General features: G+C 72.3%; 20 protein-coding genes. 11 read left to right on the forward strand and 9 right to left on the reverse strand.

Annotated features, from left to right (window positions below; translation table 11 throughout):
* Positions 1-17: 17 nt before the first annotated feature.
* Positions 18-893: a universal stress protein gene (locus tag QQM72_RS36145; RefSeq protein ID WP_314225066.1), complete on the reverse strand. Its 876-nt coding sequence runs from the start codon at positions 891-893 to the stop codon at positions 18-20.
* A gap of 601 nt (positions 894-1,494) precedes the next feature.
* Between QQM72_RS36145 and QQM72_RS36150 the strand changes: the two genes are divergently transcribed.
* Complete coding sequence (locus tag QQM72_RS36150; RefSeq protein WP_314225021.1) at positions 1,495-2,151, forward strand: CBS domain-containing protein; 657 nt, start codon at positions 1,495-1,497, stop codon at positions 2,149-2,151.
* Positions 2,152-2,309: 158 nt separating this feature from the next.
* Here QQM72_RS36150 and QQM72_RS36155 read toward each other — a convergent pair whose 3' ends face one another.
* Positions 2,310-4,028, reverse strand: a complete 1,719-nt coding sequence (locus QQM72_RS36155) for a GAF domain-containing sensor histidine kinase (RefSeq protein ID WP_314225022.1) — start codon at positions 4,026-4,028, stop codon at positions 2,310-2,312.
* Between the two features lie 271 nt (positions 4,029-4,299).
* Between QQM72_RS36155 and ppdK the strand changes: the two genes are divergently transcribed.
* The 5 genes from ppdK to QQM72_RS36180 all read left to right on the forward strand — a co-directional run bounded on the left by ppdK (position 4,300) and on the right by QQM72_RS36180 (position 12,408).
* A complete protein-coding gene (ppdK, locus tag QQM72_RS36160; protein ID WP_314225023.1) occupies positions 4,300-6,987 on the forward strand; it encodes a pyruvate, phosphate dikinase in 2,688 nt (895 codons plus the stop codon).
* 162 nt (positions 6,988-7,149) lie between these two features.
* Positions 7,150-8,022, forward strand: coding sequence for a universal stress protein (locus QQM72_RS36165; protein ID WP_314225024.1), 873 nt, complete (start codon positions 7,150-7,152; stop codon positions 8,020-8,022).
* A gap of 230 nt (positions 8,023-8,252) precedes the next feature.
* Positions 8,253-11,099 carry a cation-translocating P-type ATPase gene (locus QQM72_RS36170; protein WP_314225025.1) on the forward strand — a complete coding sequence of 949 codons (2,847 nt, stop codon included), beginning with the start codon at positions 8,253-8,255 and terminating at the stop codon, positions 11,097-11,099.
* Positions 11,096-11,755, forward strand: coding sequence for a potassium channel family protein (locus QQM72_RS36175; RefSeq protein WP_314225026.1), 660 nt, complete (start codon positions 11,096-11,098; stop codon positions 11,753-11,755). The genes QQM72_RS36170 and QQM72_RS36175 overlap by 4 nt, the downstream gene beginning before the upstream one ends.
* Complete coding sequence (locus tag QQM72_RS36180) at positions 11,752-12,408, forward strand: potassium channel family protein (RefSeq protein ID WP_314225027.1); 657 nt, start codon at positions 11,752-11,754, stop codon at positions 12,406-12,408. The genes QQM72_RS36175 and QQM72_RS36180 overlap by 4 nt, the downstream gene beginning before the upstream one ends.
* Before the next feature lie 66 nt (positions 12,409-12,474).
* Here QQM72_RS36180 and QQM72_RS36185 read toward each other — a convergent pair whose 3' ends face one another.
* Positions 12,475-14,010, reverse strand: coding sequence for a bifunctional aminoglycoside phosphotransferase/ATP-binding protein (locus tag QQM72_RS36185; protein ID WP_314225028.1), 1,536 nt, complete (start codon positions 14,008-14,010; stop codon positions 12,475-12,477).
* The gene (locus QQM72_RS36190; RefSeq protein ID WP_314225029.1) at positions 14,003-14,914 is read right to left on the reverse strand and encodes a universal stress protein; all 912 of its coding nucleotides are present in this window, start codon (positions 14,912-14,914) and stop codon (positions 14,003-14,005) included. Before QQM72_RS36190 ends, QQM72_RS36185 begins: the two co-directional genes overlap by 8 nt.
* 321 nt (positions 14,915-15,235) lie before the next feature.
* Between QQM72_RS36190 and QQM72_RS36195 the strand changes: the two genes are divergently transcribed.
* The 5 genes from QQM72_RS36195 (at position 15,236) to QQM72_RS36215 (ending at position 20,051) form a co-directional block, all read left to right on the forward strand.
* Positions 15,236-15,841 carry an Rv1733c family protein gene (locus QQM72_RS36195; RefSeq protein WP_314225030.1) on the forward strand — a complete coding sequence of 202 codons (606 nt, stop codon included), beginning with the start codon at positions 15,236-15,238 and terminating at the stop codon, positions 15,839-15,841.
* 50 nt (positions 15,842-15,891) lie between these two features.
* A complete protein-coding gene (locus tag QQM72_RS36200) occupies positions 15,892-17,283 on the forward strand; it encodes a nicotinate phosphoribosyltransferase (RefSeq protein ID WP_314225031.1) in 1,392 nt (463 codons plus the stop codon).
* 11 nt (positions 17,284-17,294) lie between these two features.
* A complete protein-coding gene (locus QQM72_RS36205; RefSeq protein WP_314225032.1) occupies positions 17,295-17,582 on the forward strand; it encodes a DUF1876 domain-containing protein in 288 nt (95 codons plus the stop codon).
* A 144-nt stretch (positions 17,583-17,726) separates the two neighbouring features.
* Positions 17,727-18,629 (forward strand): pyridoxamine 5'-phosphate oxidase family protein, encoded by a 903-nt coding sequence (locus QQM72_RS36210; RefSeq protein ID WP_314225033.1) that lies wholly within the window; start codon positions 17,727-17,729, stop codon positions 18,627-18,629.
* 396 nt (positions 18,630-19,025) lie between these two features.
* Entirely contained in the window at positions 19,026-20,051 is a 1,026-nt protein-coding gene (locus tag QQM72_RS36215; protein ID WP_314225034.1) for a 6-phosphofructokinase, read from the forward strand.
* A 60-nt stretch (positions 20,052-20,111) separates the two neighbouring features.
* On the opposite strand, the gene QQM72_RS36220 is transcribed toward QQM72_RS36215, so the two are convergent.
* The 5 genes from QQM72_RS36220 to QQM72_RS36240 all read right to left on the reverse strand — a co-directional run bounded on the left by QQM72_RS36220 (position 20,112) and on the right by QQM72_RS36240 (position 23,646).
* Entirely contained in the window at positions 20,112-20,552 is a 441-nt protein-coding gene (locus QQM72_RS36220; RefSeq protein WP_314225035.1) for a pyridoxamine 5'-phosphate oxidase family protein, read from the reverse strand.
* A gap of 131 nt (positions 20,553-20,683) precedes the next feature.
* Positions 20,684-21,358, reverse strand: a complete 675-nt coding sequence (locus QQM72_RS36225) for a helix-turn-helix domain-containing protein (RefSeq protein WP_314225036.1) — start codon at positions 21,356-21,358, stop codon at positions 20,684-20,686.
* A 19-nt stretch (positions 21,359-21,377) separates the two neighbouring features.
* Complete coding sequence (locus QQM72_RS36230) at positions 21,378-22,448, reverse strand: zinc-dependent alcohol dehydrogenase family protein (RefSeq protein ID WP_314225037.1); 1,071 nt, start codon at positions 22,446-22,448, stop codon at positions 21,378-21,380.
* A gap of 308 nt (positions 22,449-22,756) precedes the next feature.
* On the reverse strand, positions 22,757-23,254 hold the full coding sequence (locus QQM72_RS36235; protein ID WP_314225038.1) for a flavodoxin domain-containing protein: 498 nt from the start codon (positions 23,252-23,254) through the stop codon (positions 22,757-22,759).
* A gap of 17 nt (positions 23,255-23,271) precedes the next feature.
* Positions 23,272-23,646, reverse strand: coding sequence for a CBS domain-containing protein (locus QQM72_RS36240; protein WP_314225039.1), 375 nt, complete (start codon positions 23,644-23,646; stop codon positions 23,272-23,274).
* Between the last annotated feature and the right edge of the window lie 5 nt (positions 23,647-23,651).

Below are 23,651 nucleotides of genomic sequence, written 5' to 3' on the forward strand. Positions count from 1 at the left end.
GTGGGCCAGGACAACACTCACACTGTCCGCGGGACGATCGCCACCGGACAGTCCGCGTGGTGGAGCAGGGTGTGAGCCACCCGTCCGATCTGGAGCCCGAGGTGCCCGCTCCCGCGCCGGGCTCCGACGATCACGAGGTCGGCGGCGGCCGAGCGGCGCACCAGGACGCTGTGGGCGGGGCCCTCGGCCGTGACCCGCCGCACCCGGACAGCGGAGTGATCGGCTACGCCGTCCCGCAGCAGCTCGTCCAGCAGGGCCGAGGCCCGCTCCTCGTGCCGCCGCACCGGTTCCTCCGCGAGCGCGGGATCGTCGGCGCTGTCGTGCGCGGGGCGGCGCCAGGCGCGGACGACGTCGAGGCCGCAGTCGCGCGCCTCGGCCTCCCGGAGGGCGAAGCGGGCGGCTTCGGCACAGGTTTCGGGTTCTCCCGCACCCAGCAGGACCCGCCCGTGCGAGCCGGCCAGACCGGCCTTGTCGCCTCTGACCACGATCACCGGGCAGTTCGCGCGGGCCGCCACCGCCAGGCCGACCGAGCCGAGGAGCAGGCCCTTCAGCTCACCGCGGCCGCGCGATCCCGTCACCACGGCGAAGGCGTCGTTCGCCTCCCGCAGGAGAGCGTCCGCCGCGTCGTCGGGGACCACGTCCACGGTGACCTTCACCTGGGAATTGCGCAGCTCGGCCCGCTCGGCCGCGGCGGCCACGAGGTTCTCCGCGACCACGCGTTCGGACGGCCGGCCGAGGCTGCCGGTCGGGACGAACCTCTCGTAGCGTTCCCAGCGGGACGCGTACACCAGCCTGAGCGGGAGGCCGTGCCGAGCAGCCTCGTCCACCGCCCAGTCCACCGCGAGCAGGCTCGTGCCTGATCCGTCGACGCCCACGACCAAGGGGAGTGTCATCATCCCCACCGCCTTCCGTCGGACTGCCTGGGACAGCTAAGGGGCATTACCCCACCGTCGCACGGGCCGGCTGTCGGTACGAGGGGCGGTTCGGCCCCCGATGGGGCCGATCGGCCCATGCTGTCGCAGCGGAGGGAAACGGGTCGCCGCTGTGTCGCCTGTCCCAGGGGCTCGACGTCGGCTGGTCGTGTCCACCGTCGCGGCCGATCCCGGCCGATCGGGGCCGATCGGCCCTGGTGGCCGGGCGGGCCTGCGTGGTGTGGTGGAGACGACGGGAGGGGCGCGATGCAGACGCGGAGAAGCGATCGACGGCGGTCGCGCACCGCGCAATCAGGATCCGCGAGAAGCGGGTGACGCCCTTCCCGTCCTGTATGCGCGGGGCCTTTTGGACCTGGCGCGGATTTTTTCGGGCGCCGGCGACCGGGCCGCCTTCGGTCCTGGAACGGAACGGCAGCCGGGATCGCCCCGGTGGTCGGTGCACGCGCCGTGAGCGAGGCCAGGACGACGCCACGCGTGGACAGGCGGCCATCATCGACGACGCGGGGCGCGGCTCCGGCTCGGCCGGCGTCTCGGCCTCATCCGACCCTTCGAGGAGGAGACCATGCACAGCAGCCCGCACGCCGTGAGCGACGTGATGACACGCGCCGTCGTCGCGGTCGGCCGCGACGCGTTGTTCAAGGACATCGTCCAGCTCATGGAGCGTTGGAAGGTCAGCGCCCTCCCCGTGCTCGAGGGTGAGGGCCGGGTCATCGGCGTCGTCTCGGAGGCGGATCTGCTGCCGAAGGAAGAGTTCCGGGACAGCGATCCGGACCGGTTCACCCAGCAGCGGAGGCTGTCCGACCTGGCCAAGGCCGGCGCGGTGACCGCCGAGGAGCTGATGAGCAGTCCGGCGATCACCGTGCACGGCACCACCACCCTGGCCGAGGCGGCCCGCATCATGGCCCGGCGCAGCGTCAAGCGGCTGCCGGTGATCGACGACGAAGGCATGCTCCAGGGCGTCGTCAGCCGCTCGGATCTGCTCAAGGTGTTCCTGCGGGATGACGAGGAGCTCACCGAGGAGGTGCGCCATGAGGTCGTCGACCGTCTGTTCCCGCTGTCCGCCGACCACATACGGGTCGAGGTGACCGAGGGCGTCGTGACCCTCACGGGATGGGTGGACGGCCCGCGGTTGGTACCGGTGGCCGAACGCCTTGCGCGGGCCGTCGAGGGAGTCGTCGACGTCCGCTGCCACCTCTCCGCACGTCTCGGTGCGGAGTGACCTGCGTGAGCTGCTGCGACGTACCTCGACGGGTGACAGGCGGCCTACGACGTCGCGCCGGGGCGAGGTGCGCGGCCGGACACTCTGCCGCGCACACCGGGTGCGGCGTCGCCCTGTCTCGGCCGCGCCGCAGCCGGCGGTCCCCGGCCGCCGACCGCCTAGCCTTCCTTCACCGGTACACGCCACAGCAACGAGGCGCCACCGCCGGAAGGTTTCGACAGTTCGAGCCGGCCGCCCATTTGCTCGGCCCGCTCCGCCATGTTCCGCAGTCCGCTGCGCCGGCCCTCGGGCGCGATGCCGACGCCGTTGTCCGTGATCGACAACCGCACCTCGCGCCCGTCGGTGGTGAGGACCACCTCGGCCCGGTCGGCACGGGCGTGACGCGCGATGTTGGTGAGGGCCTCGGAGAGGACGGCCACGACGTGATCGGCGATCTCCTTCGGCACGTCGGTGTCCAGCAGGCCCTCCATCCGCACGCTGGGGGCGAAGGACAGGACCGGCGCCGCCTCCCCTACGACCCGCATCGCACGGGCCCGCAGTCCGGTGCCGTCGGCTCCCTCGCGGGTACGCAGGCCGAAGATCGTCGACCGGATGATCTTGATGGTCTCGTCGAGGTCGTCGACGGCCCGCACCACACGCTCGGAGGCCTCGGGATGCTCGATGAAGCGGCCCGCGCTCTGCAGCGTCATGCCGGTGGCGAAGAGCCGCTGGATCGCTAGGTCGTGCAGGTCGCGTGCGATGCGGTCGCGGTCGGTGAGCACGGCGATCCGCTCGGCGTCCTGACGGCGCTCCGCCAGCTCCATCGCGACGGCGGCCTGCGCGGCGAAGACCTGCAGGGTCTCGGTCTCCGTCGCCGTGAACGCCGGCCGGCCGGCTTCCCGCGCCAGCAGCACCACACCACGCGCGCCCGCGTCGCCGGTACCGATGGGCACAGCCACGGCGGGCCCCAGTCCGCCGAAGCGCGGAGGTTCCAGGGAGATTCGCTCGTCGTGAGCGGCGTCCTCGCTGGTGACCGGAGCCGCTCCGGAGAAGGCAAGTCCCATCAGGCTCCGGTCCATCGACAGGACGAGCCCCCGGTGCGCGTCGGCGTCCAGTCCGACGGCGATCTCGACGGCGAGGGAACCGGTGTCCTCCATGGGCAGGGCGACCGCCGCCAGGGCCGCCTCGGTGATCTCGCCCGCCCGCTCGGCGATCAGCCGAAGGACCTCGGTGCGCCCACCACCCGACATCAGGCTGTGGGTGATCTCGGCGTTCGCCCGCAGCCAGCGCTCGCGCAGCCGGGACTCGGCGTACAGCCGGGCGTTGTCGATGGCGACGCCGGCCGCGACAGCCAGGGTGAGCGTGACGGAGACGTCCTCCTCGTCGAACTGGGCGCCACCCCGCTTCTCGGTCAGGTAAAGGTTGCCGAACACCTGGTCGCGTACCCGGATCGGGACGCCGAGGAAGGTGTTCATCGGCGGGTGGTGCGCCGGGAAGCCGTACGACGCCGGGTGCTCGGAGATCTTCGCGAGCCGAAGGGGCTCCGGGTGGCGGATCAGCTCTCCGAGGATGCCGTGGCCCTCGGGGTAGGGGCCGATCGCGGCGATCTGCTCCTCGGTGACCCCGATGGTGTGGAAGGCAGACAGCCGCTTGCCGTCAGGACCGATCACGCCCAGCGCGGCGTACTCCGCGTCGACGAGCACCGCAGCCGCTTCGACAATGCTGTGCAGGGCCTGCTCGAGGTCGAGCTCCCGGCCGACCGAGAGCACGGCCTCCAGCAGGTTGTGGACCCGGTCGCGGGTGCCTCGCGCGGCGTCCAGCCGTGCCTGCAACTCTTCCAGCAGTTCGTCCAGCCTGAGCTGAGGCAGCCGTACACGGGCCTCCTCGGGGCTTCCCACCTGTGTTCCTCCAGGTCCGCTTATCGAACGGACACCCACCGGTCCGATCATGTGCCACGGTAACGGTCGCCAGTCCAGGGCGTAAGCGGAACCGGGCGAGCCACCGCGCCCGTCGGCGCCGGCCGCAGACCGGGCCCTGTCCCGAAAGGGGGCCGGTCGGCCCACCGGACGGGACGGACAGCACCTGTCCCGGTCGCTGCGGTCGTCGGACGCTGAAGGCGTACCGAGTCCGCAGACTGACCTCCGCAGAGAGATCGAGGAGACCGGCGTCATGGTCCGTTACGTGTACGAGTTCGCAGAGGGCGGCCGTGACATGGCCGACCTGCTCGGCGGCAAGGGGGCCAACCTGGCCGAGATGACCCGGCTGGGCCTGCCCGTCCCGTCGGGCTTCACCGTGACCACCGAGGCGTGTCGGGCCTTCCTGGCGACCGGCGCGGAACCGGAGGGCATGCTGGAGGAGGTTTCCCGGCACCTCACCGCCCTGGAGAAGTCCGCCGGACGTCTTCTGGGCCAGCGTGACGATCCGCTGCTGGTGTCCGTCCGGTCCGGAGCACGGTTCTCCATGCCCGGCATGATGGAGACCGTCCTGGACATCGGCCTCAACGACGAATCCGTCCTCGGACTGGCCAAGGCGTCCGGCAGCGACCGCTTCGCCTGGGACTCCTACCGTCGACTCGTCCAGATGTTCGGCAGCACGGTCATGGGGGTCGACCAGGCCCTGTTCGACGAGGCCATGACCCTGCTCAAGGAGACCCGCGAAGCCCCCGACGACCTGCACCTCGACGCGAACGACCTCGCCTGGCTCGTCGAGACGTACAAGCGGCTGATCCGCGACGAGACGGGGCAGGAGTTCCCCCAGTCCCCCGCCGAGCAACTGCGCCTGGCGATCCTCGCGGTCTTCCGTTCCTGGAACGGCGAACGGGCCCGGCTGTACCGCCGGCGCGAGCACATCCCGGACGACCTGGGCACCGCCGTCACGGTGCAGCGCATGGTGTACGGCAACCGGGGCACCGACTCCGGCAGCGGCGTCGCCTTCACCCGCGACCCCGCCACCGGGCGGCCGGGCCTGTACGGCGACTACCTGTCCAACGCCCAGGGCGAGGACGTCGTCGCCGGCATCCGCAACACCGTGCCGCTGGCCGATCTCGAGCGGCTGGACGCGGACGCGTACCGGCGGCTGCTCGACCACATGGGGACCCTGGAGCGCCACTACCGCGACCTGTGCGACATCGAGTTCACGATCGAGCGCGGCACGCTGTGGATGCTCCAGACCCGGGTCGGCAAGCGGACCGCGGAAGCCGCGTTCGCCATCGCCGCCGAGCTGGTGGACGAAGGGCAGATCACTGCGGAGGAAGCGCTGGCCCGGGTCAGCGGGGACGGCCTCGCCCGGCTGATGTTCCCCCGCTTCGACACCGCCGTCACCGGCGACGCCCTCGCCCACGGGCTTCCGGCCTCCCCGGGTGCGGCGGTCGGCGCGGCGGTGTTCGACTCCGCCGAGGCCGTACGGCGTGCCGCGGCCGGCGAGAAGGTGGTGCTCGTCCGCCAGGAGACCACCCCGGACGACCTGCCCGGCATGGTGGCCGCCGAGGCCGTGCTGACCAGCCGGGGCGGCAAGACGAGCCACGCGGCGGTCGTCGCCCGCGGCATGGGCAAGGTGTGCGTCTGCGGCGCGGAGGAACTCACCGTGCACACCGAGGCCCGGCGGTTCACCACCCCCGACGGCACCGTCGTCGAGGAGGGCACGGTCATCTCGGTGGACGGCTCCGTCGGAGCCGTGTACGCGGGTGAAGTCCCCCTGGTCGCGTCTGCGGCCATGCGTTATCTGGAGACCGGCGAAGAGTCCGACCGCGTGGTGGCCGGGGTTGCCCGCGCCCTCCGGCAGGCCGACTCCGTACGGCGGCTGGAGGTCCGGGCGAACGCCGACACCCCCGAGGACGCGGCCCGCGCCCGCCGCTTCGGCGCCCAGGGCATCGGGCTGTGCCGTACCGAGCACATGTTCCTGGGCGAGCGGCGCAAGCTGGTCGAGCGGATGATCCTGGCCCGCACCGACGCCGAACGCGACCGGGCGCTGGAGGCCCTCCTCCCGCTCCAGCGGCAGGACTTCGCCGGCATCCTGGAGGCCATGGACGGCCTGCCCGTGACCATTCGCCTTCTCGACCCGCCGCTGCACGAGTTCCTCCCCGACCACACCGAACTCGCCGTACGGATCGCCGCGGCCGAGGCCCGGGGCGGGCGACCGGACCCGCACGACGTCGAGTTGCTCGACGCGGTGAACCGTATGCACGAGGAGAACCCGATGCTCGGTCTGCGGGGCGTGCGGCTGGGCCTGGTGGTGCCCGGACTGGTCGCCATGCAGGTACGGGCGATCGCCGAGGCGGTCGTGGCCCGGACGAGGGCCGGGGGCTCCCCCGAGGCCGAGATCATGGTGCCGCTGGTCGGCGCGGTCGAGGAACTCCGGCTCGCCCGCGAGGAGGTGGAGCGGGTGCTCGCCGAGGTCACCGCCGAGACGGGCGTGCCCCTGCACTGCCCCGTCGGCACCATGATCGAGCTGCCCCGGGCCGCGCTCACCGCGGGCCGGATCGCCGAGGAGGCGGAGTTCTTCTCCTTCGGCACGAACGACCTGACGCAGACCACGTGGGGCTTCTCCCGCGACGATGTCGAGGCCGCGTTCTTCTCCGCGTACCTCGACAAGGGCATCTTCGCCACCTCCCCCTTCGAGACCCTCGACCGCGACGGAGTGGGCCGGCTGATCCGGATCGCGGTCGACGAGGGCCGCGCCGCGCGCCCCGGCCTGAAGATCGGCGTCTGCGGCGAACACGGCGGCGACCCCGAGTCCGTGCACTTCTTCCATGGGGCGGGCCTGGACTACGTCTCCTGCTCCCCGTTCCGTGTTCCGGTGGCACGGCTGGAGGCCGGCCGTGCCGCCCTGCCCGCGACGGAGGGGAGCGACAGTCGCTGACATGCTCGGGGCCGCTCGGCCCCGGCAGGCGGGGCCCTCACGGGAACGGCACCGATCGGGCCCCGCATCGGCCTGCTGGGCGGTGGCGTGGCGGCGCTCGACGGCAAGGGCGACGCTGGAAGGACAGTGAACCGGCGGACGCGGAGATCAACCGGAGGTGCCATGGCCAGTGCGGAGGGCCGTCGGCCGATCGTGGTGGGTGTCGACCCCGATCCCTCGAAGCGGCCGGCCCTGGCCTGGGCCGTCGACGAAGCGGATCGGCGTGGGCTGCCGCTGCGGCTCGTCCACGCCCAGGGCATGCCGACCGGCGGATACCGGTCGGGGGAGGCGCGGGCGTCCTGGGAGGAGTGGAACCCGGCGCTGCACGGCGCGGGCGACCGGATACTCGAGGGGGCGGTCGCCTTCGCCGAGTCCCGGCGTCCGACGGTGGAGGTGTCGACCTCGCTGGCGGAGGGAGAGCCGGCGTGGGTGCTGCGCGAGGAGGCGCAAAACGCCTCCCTGGTCGTGGTGGGCTCCTGGCACCTGAGCACCCGGCGTGAGATGTTCACCTCGGCGTCCGTGGCGCTCCCGCTCACCGCCCACGCCCCCTGCCCGGTCGTGGTGGTTCCGGAACCGGAGCCGGTCGCCGAGCAGCCCGCGTACTTCGTGGTCGGCGTCGACGGCAGCCCGCATTCCGCTGCGGCGGTGGACCTGGCGTTCGAGGAGGCGGCGCTGCACGGAGCGGCCCTCAGGGCCCTGTACGCGTGGCATCCTCCGCTGCTCGGCGTCCTGGACGAGGACGCGGCACTGCGGGAGTGCCGTCGCGTGCTGTCCGAGACGGTCGCCGGCCGCACGTCGAGGCACCCTGAGGTGGAGCTGCACCACGAAGTCGTCCGCGGCCACCCGGTGGGGGCCCTGACCGCCGCCTCGGAACACGCGCTGGGGCTGGTCGTGGGAACCCGCGGGCGCGGAGGATTCACGGGCATGCTGCTGGGCTCGGTGAGCCAGGGAGTGCTGCACCACGCCCACTGCCCCGTCATCACGGTCCCGGTGTGAGGGCCCGAACGGCCCTGCCTGCTGCCCCCGACGGCCCTGGTGACGGCGGTCGGCCCGGCACAGGATGACGGGGTGCCGCCGATCGAGGGCGGCGAACCGGCGGGACGGCAGCCGAACCCCTTGGAGTCCGTGATGGAAGCCTCGCACAAGGCCCTCCGCGCCCTCCGCCCTGTCGCGGCGGTCGCGGCGGTCGCGGCGGTCGCGCACGCCTTGTCGGCGTACGGACTCGGATGATGCGCACCGGTGCGGATCCGTCGGTGGCGGGCGGCGGGAAGGACAGGACGTCCGGCAGGACGTCACGCACCGGTCCCTCCGGTCCCTCGCCCGATCCGATCCGGCGGCTCGCCGCCGGTGATGTCTTCTCCACGCTGACCACGTCACGACGTGGTCTGCCGGCGGCACAGGCACGGGCGAGGCTGGAGCAGTACGGGACCAACGAACTGCCGCGCGTCCGCCGCCGCTCCGCATGGCGGCAGCTGGGGGCGCAGTTCACCGACCTCTTCGCGGTGGTGCTCATCGTCGCGGCGGCCATCACCTTCCTGGCGTACCGGCTTCAGGAGCCGCGTGACACGGCCACCTTGCAGCTGGCGGTGGCGATTCTGGGCGTCGTCCTGCTGAACGCCGCCATCGGCTTCGCACAGGAGTACTCGGCCGAGCGCACGGCTCAGGCCCTGGAGGCGATGGTGCCCCACACCTGCCGGGTGCTGCGTGACGGCGAACGGCTGGAGGTGCCCGCCCGGGAGCTGGCGCCGGGTGACGTGGTGGTGCTCGAGGCCGGGGACGCGGTGCCGGCGGACTGCCGGGTGGTCGAGGCGCACGAGCTGACGGCGAACAACGCTCCGCTGACCGGCGAGAGCAACGCCGTGGTCTGTACGGCCGACCCGGTGGCCGCCGTGTCATCGCTGGAAGCACGCAACTGCGTGTTCATGGGAACCGACATCGTCGCCGGGTCCGGGCGGGCCGTGGTGTACGCCACCGGCGCGACGACCGAGTTCGGGCGGATCTACCGGCTGGCCGCGGCGGCCCCGAAGCAGAAGACCCCGCTGCAGCACCAGGTGGCCTCCATGGCGCGGCGGGTGGCGGGGGCGGCCCTGGCGATCGGCGCCCTGATGTTCGCCGTGCGGCTGCCCACCGGGGAATCCCTGGTGCCCGCGTTCGTGTTCGCGCTGGGGGTGATGGTGGCGATGGTGCCGGAAGGGCTGCCCGCCACCCTCTCGGTGTCGCTGGCGATCGGCGTGCGGCGCATGGCACGCCGCCATGCGCTGATCAAACAGCTGCTGGCGGTCGAGGCGCTCGGGTCGACCACGGTGGTGTGCACCGACAAGACCGGGACGCTCACCCAGGCCGAGATGACCGTCACCCAGGTGTGGGCGGGCGGCGCCACGCATGCGGTGAGCGGCGTGGGATACGCCCCGGGCGGGGAGGTCCGCGACCCGGCACCGGTGCGCGAACTGCTGCGGGTGGCCGGTCTGTGCTGCGACGCCCGGCTGGTCCCGCCCGAGGGCCCCGGCGGCCGGGACCACTGGCGGGTGCTCGGTGACACCACCGAGGGGGCACTGCTCGTCGTGGCGGCCAAGGCCGGGCTCGATCCGGGTGCGGAGGAGGCGACAGCGCCTCGGGTGACCGAGTTCCCCTTCGACTCCACCCGCAAGTTGATGACCACGGTGCACAAGAGCGGCGCGGGCTACCAGGCGTGCGTCAAGGGGGCGCCCGTGGAGTTGCTGGCGCGGTGTACCGGCCTGGAGCGGGATGGGCGGCGCGAGCCGCTGACCGAGCGGGACCGGGCGGCGGTCGTCGCGACGAGTGACGCGATGGCGTCGCAGGGATTGCGGGTGCTGGGCGTCGCCCGGCGGGGCCTGGACGGCCCACGCCCCGCGCAGGACGAGGCCGAGGCAGGACTCACCCTTCTTGGACTGGTCGGCATGCTGGACCCGCCGCGTCCCGAGGTGACCGACGCGGTCGCCGCCTGTCGTCGGGCCGGCATCCGGATCGTCATGGTCACCGGCGACCACCCGCTGACCGGGGAGGCCGTGGCCCGCCGGGTCGGGATCGTACGGGGGCCGGATCCGGTCGTGGTGACGGGCGCCCGGCTCGACACGATGGACGACGAGGCGCTGGACGCGCTGCTCGCCGAGCCGTCTTCGGAGCTGCTGCTGTGCCGGGTCAGCCCCGAGCACAAGATGCGCGTGGTCACCGCCTTCCAGCGGCGCGGTGAGGTGGTGGCGGTCACCGGGGACGGGGCGAACGACGCGCCGGCGCTCAAGCACGCCGACATCGGCGTGGCGATGGGGGCCTCAGGCACGGACGTGGCCCGGGAGGCGGCCTCGATGGTGCTCCTGGACGACTCGTTCGCGTCCATCGCCACGGCGGTGCAGCTCGGCCGGACGGTCTACCAGAACATCCGCAAATTCCTCGTCTACCTCTTCAGCCACAACATCGGGGAGCTGGTCCCGATCCTGGCGGCGACCTTCGCCGGCTTCCCCCTGGTGCCCATCAGCGCCGTGCAGATCCTGGCCATCGACCTGGGTTCCGACGTGCTGCCCGCCCTGGCCCTGGGGGCCGAACCCCCGGAGCCCGACGTGATGGAGCGCCCGCCGCGCTCCCGCCGGGAACGGCTCTTCTCCGCCTCCGTGGTGGGACGGATCCTGTTTCTCGGCGGCATCCAGGCGCTCTGCGTCAGCGCCGTCTTCTTCTGGCACGTCACGTCCTCGGGCATCCCGTTCGACGACTTCACCAAGGACACGCCCGTCTACCGAGAGGCGATCACCATGGTCCAGGCCGGGATCGTGCTCAGCCAGTTCTTCAACGCGCTCGCCGTGCGCACCGACCGGCAGAGCATTCTCAAGGTCGGGCTCGTGTCCAACCCGGCCCTGCTGGCCGCGGGCGGCTTCGGCGTCGCTCTCATGGCCGCCATCAGCTACGTGCCGACGCTGCAGGACGTCTTCAACACCGCCCCGCTCGACGCCGCCGACTGGGCGGTACTGGCCGGGCTCGGCACCCTCCCCCTGCTCGCGGACGAAGCCCGCAAGTGGTGGCTGCGCCGCCGTACCGACCTCCGGAAAGGAGTCCCGCGGTGAAGGTGATCGTCGTCGGCTGCGGAAGGGTGGGGTCCACCCTCGCCGGTCTGCTCGCCGCGGAAGGGCACGACGTGCAGGTCGTCGACCGGCGCCCCAAGGCGGCCCGGCGGCTGCCCGACAGCCCCCACATCCGCTTCCACGAGGGCAACGGCTACAGCCGCGCCGTGCTCGAGGCCGCCGGTATCGAGCATGCGGACGCCTTCGTCGCCGTCACCTCCGGGGACAACAGCAACATCGTCAGCGCGCGCACGGCGAAGGACACCTACCGGGTGCCGATCGTCCTCGCCCGTATCTACGACCCCCGGCGCGCCGACATCTACCGGGAACTCGGCATACCCACCATCGCCAGCGTCCGGTGGACCGTCCACCAGATCCATCAGATGCTGCTGCACCGCCACCTGAGCCCGGAACTCAGCTTCGGCAACGGGGAGACACTGCTGCTCCGCTCCGAGGTGCCGGACTACCTCATCGGCCGGCGGCTGGCCGAGTTCGACGTCGACGGCGAGGTCCGTGTCGTCGAGGTCACCCGCGCGGGCCGCTCCCTGATCCCCTCGCACGGCACCCCCGCACAGGCGGGCGACCTGGTCACCTTCGCCGTCGCCGCGACCGCGCTGGGCAGGCTGCGCGGCTTTCTCGACAAGGAGCTGGGGACGTGAACGTGATCGTCGCCGGTGCCGGACGCCTCGGCACCCAGATCGCCCAGGTGCTCGCCGCCGCCCGCAACGAGGTCACGCTGATCGATGTCGACGACGACCGCGTGGCCGAACTGCAGGGCCGTATCCCGGTGCGGCTGGTCGCCGGGGACGCGTGCGAACCAGCCCTGCTGGAAGACGCCGGCGCGCTGACCGCCGACCTCGTCGTCGCCACCACGGGGGACGACGAGGACAACCTCGTCATCAGCCTGCTCGCCAAGCGGCAGTTCTCGGTGTCCCGGGTGGCCGCCCGGATCAACGACGCCGACAACGCCTGGCTGTTCGACGAACGCTGGGGCGTCGACGTCGCCGTGCCCTCCGCCACCCCGCTGATCTCCCTCATCGAGGAAGCCACCGGGGCCACCGACACGGTCGCCCTCCTGCGGCTCAGCAAGGCCGGCGTCGACGTCATCGAAACGGCCATCACACCGCAGTCCAGTGCCGCGGGCCGCGCCCTGGGCGAGGTCCGGCTGCCCGAGGGGACGGTCGTCGCCACCATCATCCGCGAAGGCCGGCCCACCGTGCCGGATCCGGCGACCCGGCTCCGGCCCGGCGACGAACTCCTCCTCGTCTCGCACACCGCGACCGAGCGGGAGATCCACGCCGCCTTCCAGTGAACCGGGCCTGCGCAGAGCGACGATCGGCGGTGCAGCCGCGGTGCGGTACGCCCCTGAGCGGCTGCGCTAGTCCGGCTCCATGTAGGGGCGGCGGAAGACCGGTGCCTGACCTGTGCCCCATGGCCTGACGGCAGCGAGCGCCCGGGAGACCGCGGACTCCAGAGACCCGCCGGTGTCGACCGCGACGGCTTGCGGCCACGGCGGCTCGTCGGCCGCCATGGCGGAGGCGATGCCCGCGTCGGCGTCGGACGGGCCGCGAGCGCGCCTGCTCAGCCGTGCCGCCGACACGTCGGCCGGAGCATCGCAGTGCAGAGCGACCAGGTCGGCACTGGCGCGCTCGGCCATGCGGTGCGCCGCCGTGCGCTGCTCGGCGTCGGACCAGGTGGCGTCCAGTACGACCGACTCGCCCGACGCCAGCAGCGCGGCCGCGCGGTCGAGCAGGGCGGCGTAGGTCCTGGCTGTCCATTGCGCTGTGTACAGTCCCTCGCCGTAGCCGGCCGCCGCCGACTGCTCCGGGGGAATGCCCGCCAGCTCCTTGCGCATGCGGTCACTGCTGAGCAGGGTGACTCCCAGCCGGTCGGCCAGCGCACCGGAGAGGGTGGACTTCCCGCTCCCGGGCAGTCCGCCCACGACCGTCACGCGGACCGCCGAGGTACGCAGATGGCGCAAGGCCGTCGCGACCAGCCGTTGCGAGGCCGCCTCCGCGCCGGGCGTCCCCTGCCGGGCCTGGATCAGGGAGACCTTGGCGCGGACGAACGCGCGGTAGGCGACGTAGTGATGCCACAGGGACGGGGGTGCGGGGTCGGCGGAGTACTCGCTGTAGCGGGCGAGGAAGTACGCCGCCTCCCGCGGGGCGCCGAGCTGTTCCAGGTCCATGGCGAGGAAGGCGGCGTCGTCGAGTCCGTCGACGTAGCGGAGGTGGTCGTCGAACTCCAGGCAGTCCAGGACACGGGGACCGTCGTCGAGGCAGAAGACGTCCTCGGCGAGAAGGTCGCCGTGGCCGTCGACCACCCGCCGCTGTTGGATACGGGAATCGAACAACGACTCGCGGCCCGCGAGATAGCCGCGCACCAGCCGTTCGGCCTCGGGCACCCCGTCGGGCACGGAGCCGTCGCCGGACAGGGCGCGGACCTGGGCGAAGCTCGCCTCCCAGCGCGATGACAGAGCGTCCCGTGTGCCCTGTTCGTCCACTTCCCGGCCGCGGGGCGCCTCCGCATGCCACGCGGCCAGGCGCCGCGCGACGGCGCGGAGGCTGTCGTCGACGTCGGCGCCGCCGCGTACGAGCCGGGAGAGACGCCGGTCCGCCGGCATGCGACGCATCACCACGAGCGGTTCCGGGGCGTCGGTTCCGGGACTGGTCACTTCGCCCAGGCCCAGGTACACGTCCGGGGCGAAGCGGCGGTTGAGAGCGACCTCGCGTTCGCACGCCGCGAGGCGGGCCGTCCGCGTGCTGTAGTCGAGGAATCCCAGGTCAACCGGCTTCTTGACCTTGTAGGCGCGGTCACCGGCGAAGAACAGGATCGCCGTGTGGGTCTCGCACACCTGCGCGCGCGGCGACTGCGTGCCGGTGCGATCGGCTTCAGCGCGATCGGCTTCAGCCATGAGGGACGACGGCGACGGGGCAGCGCCCGTGGTGGAGGGCGGCGTGCGCGACGGGATCAAGGTGGGGCGCCGCACCCTGCCGGTGTGCGCGGCGGCCGACGACGAGCAGTGCGGCGCCGTGGGCAGCCTGTACGACGGCCTTGGCGGGGCTTTCCAGACGGATGCTGTGGGCCACGTCCACCTGCGGGTACTTCTCGCGCCAGGGGCGGAGCACCTTGCTCACCTCGTTGTCCGCGTCCCGCGTCGCCTCGTCGGCGATGTCGTGGTCGACGCCCCAGGGCACACGCGCGTGCAGCGGCACGCTTCGGCCGTGTACGGCCAGAAGGGGGATGCCCCTGGCCGCGGCGCTGTGGAATGCGAAGTCGAGCAGGTCGTCGGTGGATCCGTGGAGCTTCAACGCCACGACCACCCGACTCGCCGGGGCGGGGTGTGCTCCCTCCTGGGCGGGGTGTGCTCCCTCCTGGGCGGGGTGTGCTCCCTCCTGGGCGCTGTCCGCGCGGACCAGCACGACCGGCCGCTCCGCCCGTGCCACGACCGGCATGCTGACGTCGCCCATGAAGTAGCTCTGGGCGGTGCCCAGCCCCCGGGATCCGAGCACGAGCATCTCGGACTCCGACGCCGCGTGGAGCAGCGCCACCTGGGCGTCCTCGGCGACCAGGCTCCCGACCACGGACAGGCCCGGGTGGCGCGCCTTCAGTTCCGCCTGTGCGGTGTGGACGAGACGCTTCGCCCAGTAGTTCTGGTCGACCACCGTGGGGGCGCCGGCCGGTTCCGGCGCCAGCAGCGGCCAGGCGTGCAGCAGGCGCAGGGTGAGCTTGCGTTTCTCGGCCTCGTCCGCCGCCCATCTGGCGGCGGCGAGGCTCTCGGGTGAGCCGTCAAGGCCCACGGTGACAACTGGTTGCATGGCGGCGGCCTCCGTCTCATACGAAGCTGGATGTGACGGTGAATGACGATGAACGAGTCCGATGGCGGATCGTCCGGGCGGACGTCGCCGGCATGCCGGGCGTGATGCGTTCCTTCTTCGAGAGAACCCCAATCCCTCCCCGGGCGCATGTGGACCCGAGGAGGAACGGTGCTGAGAGTGCGGATACGACCGCGGCCGCCGGAGCCCGGCTCCGGGCCGGAAGTCGGTCACTCAGGGACCTTCGGCCCTGTGCCCGAAGCCCGTGCCGCCCGACGGTGGAACCAGGGGACAACGGACCAGCCGCCCGCTGGAGGCCGAGTCATGAGCGCACAGGGACCGCCGTACACATCCGGTCCGCCCTCGCCGCGCGACGCACACGCGCCGAAGGGCGCGAACCCGCTGAAGCGCGTGTCGGACACGTTCGAATGCTGGCTCCGTCGCGTCCTGACGGTCGTCCTCGTCCTCGGGCTGCCGGCCGCCGCGATCAGCGCGGGTCTGACGGCCTACGAGGCGTCGATGGGCACCGTACGGGTCCAGCGGGCGGAGCGGCACCAGGTCACCGCGCGACTGACGGCGAGCGTCAGGAGCGACGACGACTGGGCCAAGCGGGCGGCGCGGGTCCACTGGACCGACGGCAAGGGTGTCACGCGCACGGGAGCGGCCCTCGTGAAGCCGGGAACGCCCGAGGGCGCGCCCGTGCGGGTGTGGGTGAACCGTGACGGAACCGTCGTCGCTCCGCCGATGAGCACACTCAACGCGAGGACTTCCGGCTGGTTCGTGGGCGTGATGGCGGCGTTCGGCGTGGCCGTCGGGACCTACGGGGCATGGGCGGGCACGCGCCTGGTGCTGGACCGGAGGAGGTACGCGCGGTGGGACGCCGAGTGGGACCTGGTGGAGCCGCAATGGTCCGGCCGCTTCCGCCGGTGACAGGCGGTACACGGGCCGCGGAACCAGACGGAGGCCGAGGAGGTGCCCAGATGTCGGATGCGGCGACCACCGATCTGTACGAAGTGACCATGGTCATGTCCTACCTGCAGGAGGGAATGACGGGCCCGGCGACGTTCAGCCTGTTCGTCCGTGACCTGCCTCCTGGGCGTGGCTTCCTGATCTCGGCCGGGCTGGAGTCGGCCCTGGACTACTTGTCGGGCTTCCATGTGGGCCCCGAGGACGTCGACGCGTTCGCCTCCGCCCTGCACCGGCCGCCACGGGATCTTCGGTCACTGCTCGGAATGGAGTTCACCGGCCGGGTGCGTGCCGTCCCTGAAGGGCGGGTCGTACTCGCGGGAGAGCCCCTGCTGGAGGTGACGGCGCCTCTTCCGCAGGCGCAGTTGGTCGAAACGTACGTACTCAACCAGCTCAGTCATCAGACGGCGATCGCCTCGAAGGCCGCGCGGTGTGTGCTCGCGGCGGCGGGCCGTCCGGTCGTGGACTTCTCCCTGCGGCGCGCGCACGGTCCGCAGGCCGGGTTCCAGGCCGCACGCCTGGGCGCCCTGGCCGGTTTCGCCGGGACGAGCAACGTGGCGGCGGCCACGGCTCTCGGAATTCCCGCCGTCGGCACGATGGCGCACTCCTTCGTGGAGGCGTTCTCCTGCGAGGAGGACGCCTTCCGGGCCTTCGCCAGGTCCCATCCCGGGCCGGTGACCCTCCTGGTGGACACCTACGACACCGAGGGGGGCGTCCTCGTCGCGGCACGCGTCCTGCGGGACCTGGACCGCGGGCCCGGTTGCGCCGTACGGCTGGACAGCGGCGACCTCGGGGGCCTGGCGGTTCGGGCGCGGGCCGCCCTCGACGGGGCGGGCCTGACAGACGTGCGGATCGTTGCCAGCGGTGGTCTCGACGAGTACGCCCTGGACGACCTGGTCCGCTCCGGGGCGCCCATCGACACCTACGCCGTCGGCACCCGGGTCGGGGTGTCGGCCGACGCACCGTATCTGGACTCCGCGTACAAGATGGTGGAGTACGACGGCAGGCCGGTGATGAAGCTGTCGTCGGCCAAGGTGACGGCACCCGGTCCCAAGCAGGTGTTCCGCCGCCCCGGGTGCGCCGACGTGATCTGCCTCGCCGACGAGCAGCCTCCCGAGGAGGCTCTTCCGCTGCTGGAGACGGTGATGCGCGACGGGCGGCGCACCGGCGGGCCGGCCACGCTCGACGAGTGCCGGGCGAGATGCGCCGCGGACCTGGACGGGCTGCCGCCGGCGGCCCGCCGGATCCGGGCGCCCGTCGCGCCCCGCGCGGTTGCCTCGGAGGGGCTGAGCGAACTCACCGCCCGCGTCCGGCACCGCATCGAGGAGCAGCTGTCGGCGGCCCCGACGCCGTCCCCGGTCCCGGAACGAACCGTGTCCGGACCGCATCGGACCGGCACGAGATGAGGAGGCACGCGATGCAGCACACGCTGGAATGGAAGGTCCGCATCCATCTTTTCGAGGACGACGAGGGAACGACGAACGCCCATCTGGTCCTGGACACCGGTACCACGGCGCTGACCAGCCACGGTGCCGCGCACTGCCATCCGGCTGACGCAAACGTGCCGGAGATCGGCGACGAGCTGGCGGCGGGCCGGGCCATGAACGCCCTGGCACAGCAGCTGCTGAAGGCCGCCGAGCGCGACATCCAGGGCATGGGTACGTCCCGGCCGGGCGGTCGCGAGGTCTCCGGATGGCCCACGTGACGCCGAGAAGGGATCACTCAGGACACGTCCCGCACGACGTCGGCCCGCCGCACACCGGCACCGGGCCCAGCAGCGCGGGACTGAACATCGGGGCTCACGGAAAGGGGCCCCGAGACCGACCACTGCGAGGAGAGGGCGGCCATCATGCGAGCGCACCTCGGCGACCAGCTCGTCATCGAGAGCACGACGACGGGCACCAGAAGACGCGACGGTGAGATCGTCGGGCTCCACCACGAGGACGGAACACCTCCCTACGACGTCCGCTGGTCGGACACCGACGAGGTGACGCTCGTGTTCCCCGGGTCCGACGCGCACATCCACCCGATCGAGCACGACCGGCCCAAGACCGCCGACGAGTCCGCTCGGCCGCTGACGGACGAGGCGCGGGCCGCAGCCGCGGGCGACCCGGGCGACATCGGCCGGCGCGTGGCCGTGGAGCGCGGGAGACAGAGACTCAGCCGGGAGGAGACAGCCCGCCGCGCCCGCATGGCGCCCGGCTACCTCGCCTACCTGGAGGAGCAGCCCGCCGATCCGAGCGTGGGGGCCCTCATCCGGCTGGCCGACGCACTGGGCACCACCGTGGCCGCCCTGCGCGGAGGTGGAATCGACCGTCCGTCGGGCCAAGGCCACACCGTGCTGCACCCGCGGCTGCGGGACCTCAGCCCGGCCGAATGCCGTGGGCTGCTCTCCACCCACGGCGTGGGGCGCATCGCGGTGTCGGCGCCCGACGGCCGTCCGGCGGTCGTCCCGGTCAATTACGAGGTCGTCGACGACACGGTCGTCTTCCGGACCGCACCCGACTCGCTGCCCGCCGCCGCCGTCGGAACCGAGGTCGCCTTCGAGGTCGACCACGTGGACGACGCCCTGAGCCAGGGCTGGAGCGTCCTCGCCGTCGGCCCCGCCGCTGTCATCACGGATCCCGACACCGTGCGCGGGCTCGCCGAGCGGGCCCACACCACGCCCTGGCCGGGCGGTGAACGTGAGATGTGGGTGTCGATCCGGCCGACGAGTGTCACCGGCCGCAGGATCACGGCAGCCGATCGGTAGCCGGCCACCGACGGGTGTGACCGTCCCCGCGCGCCGCCGACTCACGAGGGAGGCTCCAGTCAGCCGACGGGTGCTGTCCGTGGACCGGGTGACGGCCCTGGTCCACGACGACCGGCCCTGACGCCTGCGCCGTCTCCGGCGGGAGCGCGCCTTCGAGCCGCGTTCGGACGTAGAGCGCACCATGCCGCACCCCGGCAGACCCGTGGGCCCCGGAGTTCCCGTCGGGAGGCCGCGGGCCCCGGTGGCGGGGCGTCCGGGGCGGGTCGCCGACGCGGTCGCCGTCGCTCATGCTGGAGGGAGAGCCACCTGCACGCGAAAGCGTCCCGCGCCGCACACCGAGAGGTCAGGGCTGTCCCACCTTCCTGACCTCACCGCGGACCGGGAAGGGAGGAAGCCATGAGGGTAGGAGTGCTGACCGGCGGCGGGGACTGTCCCGGCCTCAACGCCGTGATCCGCAGCGTCGTCCGCAAGGGCGTCCAGGAGTACGGCTTCGATTTCGTCGGGCTGCGTGACGGCTGGCTCGGTGCGCTCCAGGACAAGGTCGTGCCGCTGGACATCTCCCGCGTGCGGGGGATCCTGCCACGCGGCGGAACCATTCTCGGTTCCTCCCGCACCAATCCGTTCAAGCACGAGGACGGGGTGAGTCGCATCCGGGACACCCTTGCCGCGCACCAGGTCGACGCGCTCGTCGTGATCGGCGGCGAGGACACTCTCGGCGCCGCCTCCGAGCTGAGCCGTCAGGGCGTCAATCTGGTCGGCGTGCCGAAAACGATCGACAACGACGTGGCCGGCACCGACTACACCTTCGGCTTCGACACGGCGGTCAACATCGCGACCGAGGCCATCGACCGCCTCCACACCACCGCCGAGTCGCACATGCGCACCCTGGTGGTGGAGGTGATGGGACGGCATTCCGGATGGATCGCGCTCCACGCCGGTGTCGCGGGCGGCGCCAATGTGATCCTCATCCCGGAGCAGCCGTTCGACGTCGACCAGGTCTGCGCGTGGGTGAAGAGCCGGTTCAGGTTCAACTACGCGCCGATCGTCGTGGCCGCCGAGGGAGCGGTGCCCGAAGAGGGACAGATGATCCTCAAGGACCGGTCGCTGGACGAGTACGGTCATGTGCGGCTGTCCGGCGTCGGCGAGTGGCTGGCCAAGGAGATCTCACAACGCACCGGCACCGATGCCCGCACGACGGTACTCGGTCATGTCCAGCGCGGCGGCACACCGAGCGCCTTCGACCGATGGCTGGCGACACGCTTCGGGCTGCACGCCGTGGACGCTGTCAAGGACGGGGACTTCGGCACCATGGTGGCCTTGCGCGGTACCCGGATCATCCGTGTCCCGCTCTCCGAAGCCAGGGCGACGACCAAGCGGGTGGACCCGTCGCTGTACGACGAGTTCGAGGTGTTCTTCGGCTGACCTCCGCGACGCGGTCGTCCGGCGTGCGGTACGACCGCCGCCGGGCAGCGGGTGAGGTGCTCAGGCGCCGAGGTCCACTCCGTACAGCGTGTGTCCGCCGACGAGTTCACGCCCGGTGACCAGCTGAGGGTCGATACGGACGAAGACCTCCCGCGGCGCGGGCGCCCAGGACCGCGGCCCCGCGCTCAGGAGCCGCGAGTGTTCGGCCGGGTCGGTGATCAGCGTGGCAGTGCCGGTGACCACGACGCTCCAGCCGGAGTGGGCGGCGGCGTCGACCGAGTCTGCCTCGAAGGCGACCACCGCTCCGTCGATCGCACCCACCAGCTCCGACGTCGCGGAGGTGCGCAGCAGGATCGCGTCGTCGCCGTCCAGACAGAAGTTGACGGGCAGCACCGCGGGCAGCGCCTGCCGGGTGTGGACGACGCGCCCCACGGGGACCGTGCCCAGCAGGCGTACGCACTCCTGTCGGTCGAGTTCGCGGAATCCGTCGTTGGCGTACATCTGCCTTCTCTTCTCTCGCACCTGATGACTCGCACCCGATGAGGGGGCGCGCCGCATCGTCCATGGTCGGACCGTGCGGCACGCCGCGGCCAGGGACCATCGGTCCCGGGCCGCCCTGAGAAGGGCCCGGTTCAGACCGTGATCCGGCGTCCGGTGACGGAGTACGGATCGATCCGCACCCACATGTCGCGCCGGCCCCCGGCCCATGGTGTGCTGTGCGCCCGTGCCGCGAGGCGGTTCGCTTCGTCGACGTCCGTCACCAGGCGCGCGCGTCCCCGCACCAGCACGCTCCAGCCCTGGCTGAACGCCTCGTCGATGCGGTCGATCTCGAAGGCCACCGAGCAGCCGGCCGCCAGCGCCGGCGTCGCACCGCGTGCGGTTCTGAAGGCGATCGTGCCGTCGATGACGCTGTAGTTGACGGGGACGATCACCGGCCCGGATGCCGTGGGCACCGCGAGCCTTCCCACACCGTGGGTCGAGAGCAGGTCACCGCACTCGGTCCTGCTCAGCTCGGTGAATCGAGGATCATGCCCGGCCTGTCCGGGTCCGGGGGGCAGTTCGGCGTCGCCTCCGGTGAGCGTCGAGAGCGTGGTCTCCAGGGCAGCCGCCAGCTTGAGCAGTGCGGCTCGGCTCGGGGCGGCGTCGGAATGCTGCTCCAGGTGCCGCAGATAGCCGGGGTCCATGTCCGCTCGGGCGGCCGTCTCGCCCTGTGTCAGTCCGAGTTGGAGTCGACGTGCGGCGAGTCGGCGGCCCAGGTCACCCGAAGGGAGGCTCTCCGTCGCACTCGTGTGTGTCAGTTCGGCCATGACTCGTCACGTCCTCTCGTCAGGCCGCCGGGATGGCGACTTCCTCGTGCGGCTGTTCGCCGAGCACCACCTTGAGCGCACCGGTGTCCGCGGCCCGGGAGAAGACGTCGTACGCCTCCTCCATGCGGTCCAGCGGGAAGGTGTGGGTGACCAGCTGTGCGGTGGGCAGTCGGCCGGCGGCGGCCATGCGCAGCAGGGTCGGGGTGGAGTGGGTGTCCACCAGGCCGGTGGTGATCGTGACGTTCTTGATCCACAGGTCTTCCAGGTGGAGCGTGGCGGGCTTGCCGTGGACCCCGACGTTGGCCACGTGGCCACCGGGGCGCACCATCCGCGTGCAGAGTTCGAAGCTCTCCGGCACGCCGACCGCCTCGATGACGACGTCGGCGCCGAGCCCGTCGGTGAGGTCGGCGATCAGCTGCTCGGGGTCCTCGCGCGCGTCGGCCACCGCGTCGGCGCCGAGCCGCCGGGCCGCTTCCAGCCGGGAAGCGGCCAGGTCGACGGCGACGATCCGCTCGGGCGCGAACAGTCGCGCCGTGGTGATCGCCGCGAGGCCGATGGGGCCCGCTCCGACGATGGCGACGGTGTCGCCCGGGCGGACGTGTCCGTTGAGAACGCCCACCTCGTACGACGTCGGGAAGATGTCCGCCAGCAGGACGGCGTCCTTGCTCTCCACCGCGCTGGGCAGGGCGTGCACGGACAGGTCGGCGTAGGGGACGCGGACGTACTCGGCCTGGGTGCCGTCGATCAGGTGGCCGAGGATCCAGCCCCCGCCGCCCCGGCACTGGCCGTAGGCGCTCTCGCGGCAGAAGCGGCAGCGCCCGCAGGCACTGATACAGGAGACCAGCACGCGGTCGCCCGGACGGACGGTCCGGACGTCACCGCCGACCTCCACGATCTCGCCGACGGCCTCGTGCCCCAGGACGGTTCCCGGGCGCACCTCGGGCACGTCGCCCTTGAGGATGTGCAGATCCGTGCCGCAGATGGTGACGGCGTCGACCCGCACGATGGCGTCGGTGGGCTCCTTGACAGCGGGGTCCGGGACGTCCTGCCAGGCGGACTGTCCGGGACCGTGGAAGACAAAGCCTTTCATGACCTTCCTCACCCTCGTCGCTCTGGTGCGGAGCCGGGAGGAGCGGTGGTGGTCGCCGCCCCCTGCGGACCCGGCGTCGGCTTGAGCGCCGGGGTTGCCCCGCAGGTCCAGCCTGTCCGGTGGCGGGTTGCGGCGCTTGGGCCGTCCGGCCCCCATGGCCTGCCGAACGGGTCCACCAGCGGTCGGCGGCCCACAGGATCGCCGCAGTCCACGGCACGGAACGGGACAGCGTCACTCACGCGCTGTCACGGGAGACGACCTGTCCCGTTGCCGTGGTGCCGAAGCGGCGGCTGACCTGGGTCACGCTCCTACGCCCGCGTCAGCTCGTGGGCGACGCCCGCCGCCCACGTCTCGATCACGTCGAAGTTCCGGAAGTCGCCGCCCTTGTCGGCGCGGAGGATCATCCCGGCCACACGCCCCTTCGCGCCTTCCACGAGACAGCCACCGAAGGTGACGTGCTCCCGGACGGACAGGCTTGTCATCGCCCGCCTCACACCGCGCACGGGCGGGATGTCCCGTTCCGATGCCGATGCGTCCAGCGGGCCGCTGCTGAAGAACCAGACCGGTCGCTCCGCGAGGAGATGGCGGTGGCGGCGGACGAACCGGCGTGCGTCCTTGTGCCAGCGCCCGCCGTACAGCCCGCCGCCGACCACCACGGCGTCGTACGACGCCACGCTCGTCACGGCGTCCGCCGGCGTTGCGTCGACCGTCAGTCCCTCCTTGCGCAGTACCTCGGCGACCGCTTCGGCGATCTGCGCTGTCGATCCGTTCGTGGATCCGTAGGTGACCAGCACGGTGTCGGTCATGGCGGTTGCGCCTCCTCTCACAGCCGGCCCGGCCGTTCGTCGGCCGCGCCGTGCAACGCCTGCGCATCGGCGCGCAGGGCCGCGTCGTCCAGTCGGTGGGTGAGGTGGTCTGTCGTGCGGGCGTCCGCCTTCGCGGCCCGCCGCCCGGCGCCGGGCATCGGCACGTGGAGTGCGGTGCGGCGCTGCGGCGCGTGAGGGGCGGGCGCGTCCGCCTGGTGCGGCATCAGGTCCGGTTCGGACAGGACGCCGATCGCCTCGTCCCGCTCGTCCACCACAGGCAGTCCGCTGATCCGGTGGTCCGCGAGCCGGCGCGCCGCTTCCTCGAACGGCGTGGCGTACTCGGCGCGGACGACATCCGTGGTCATCACGGAGCCGACCTTGCCGTGCTTCATGGCCG

Origin of the sequence: Streptomyces zaehneri (assembly GCF_032248645.1) — a bacterium.
Lineage (GTDB): Bacteria > Actinomycetota > Actinomycetes > Streptomycetales > Streptomycetaceae > Streptomyces > Streptomyces coriariae.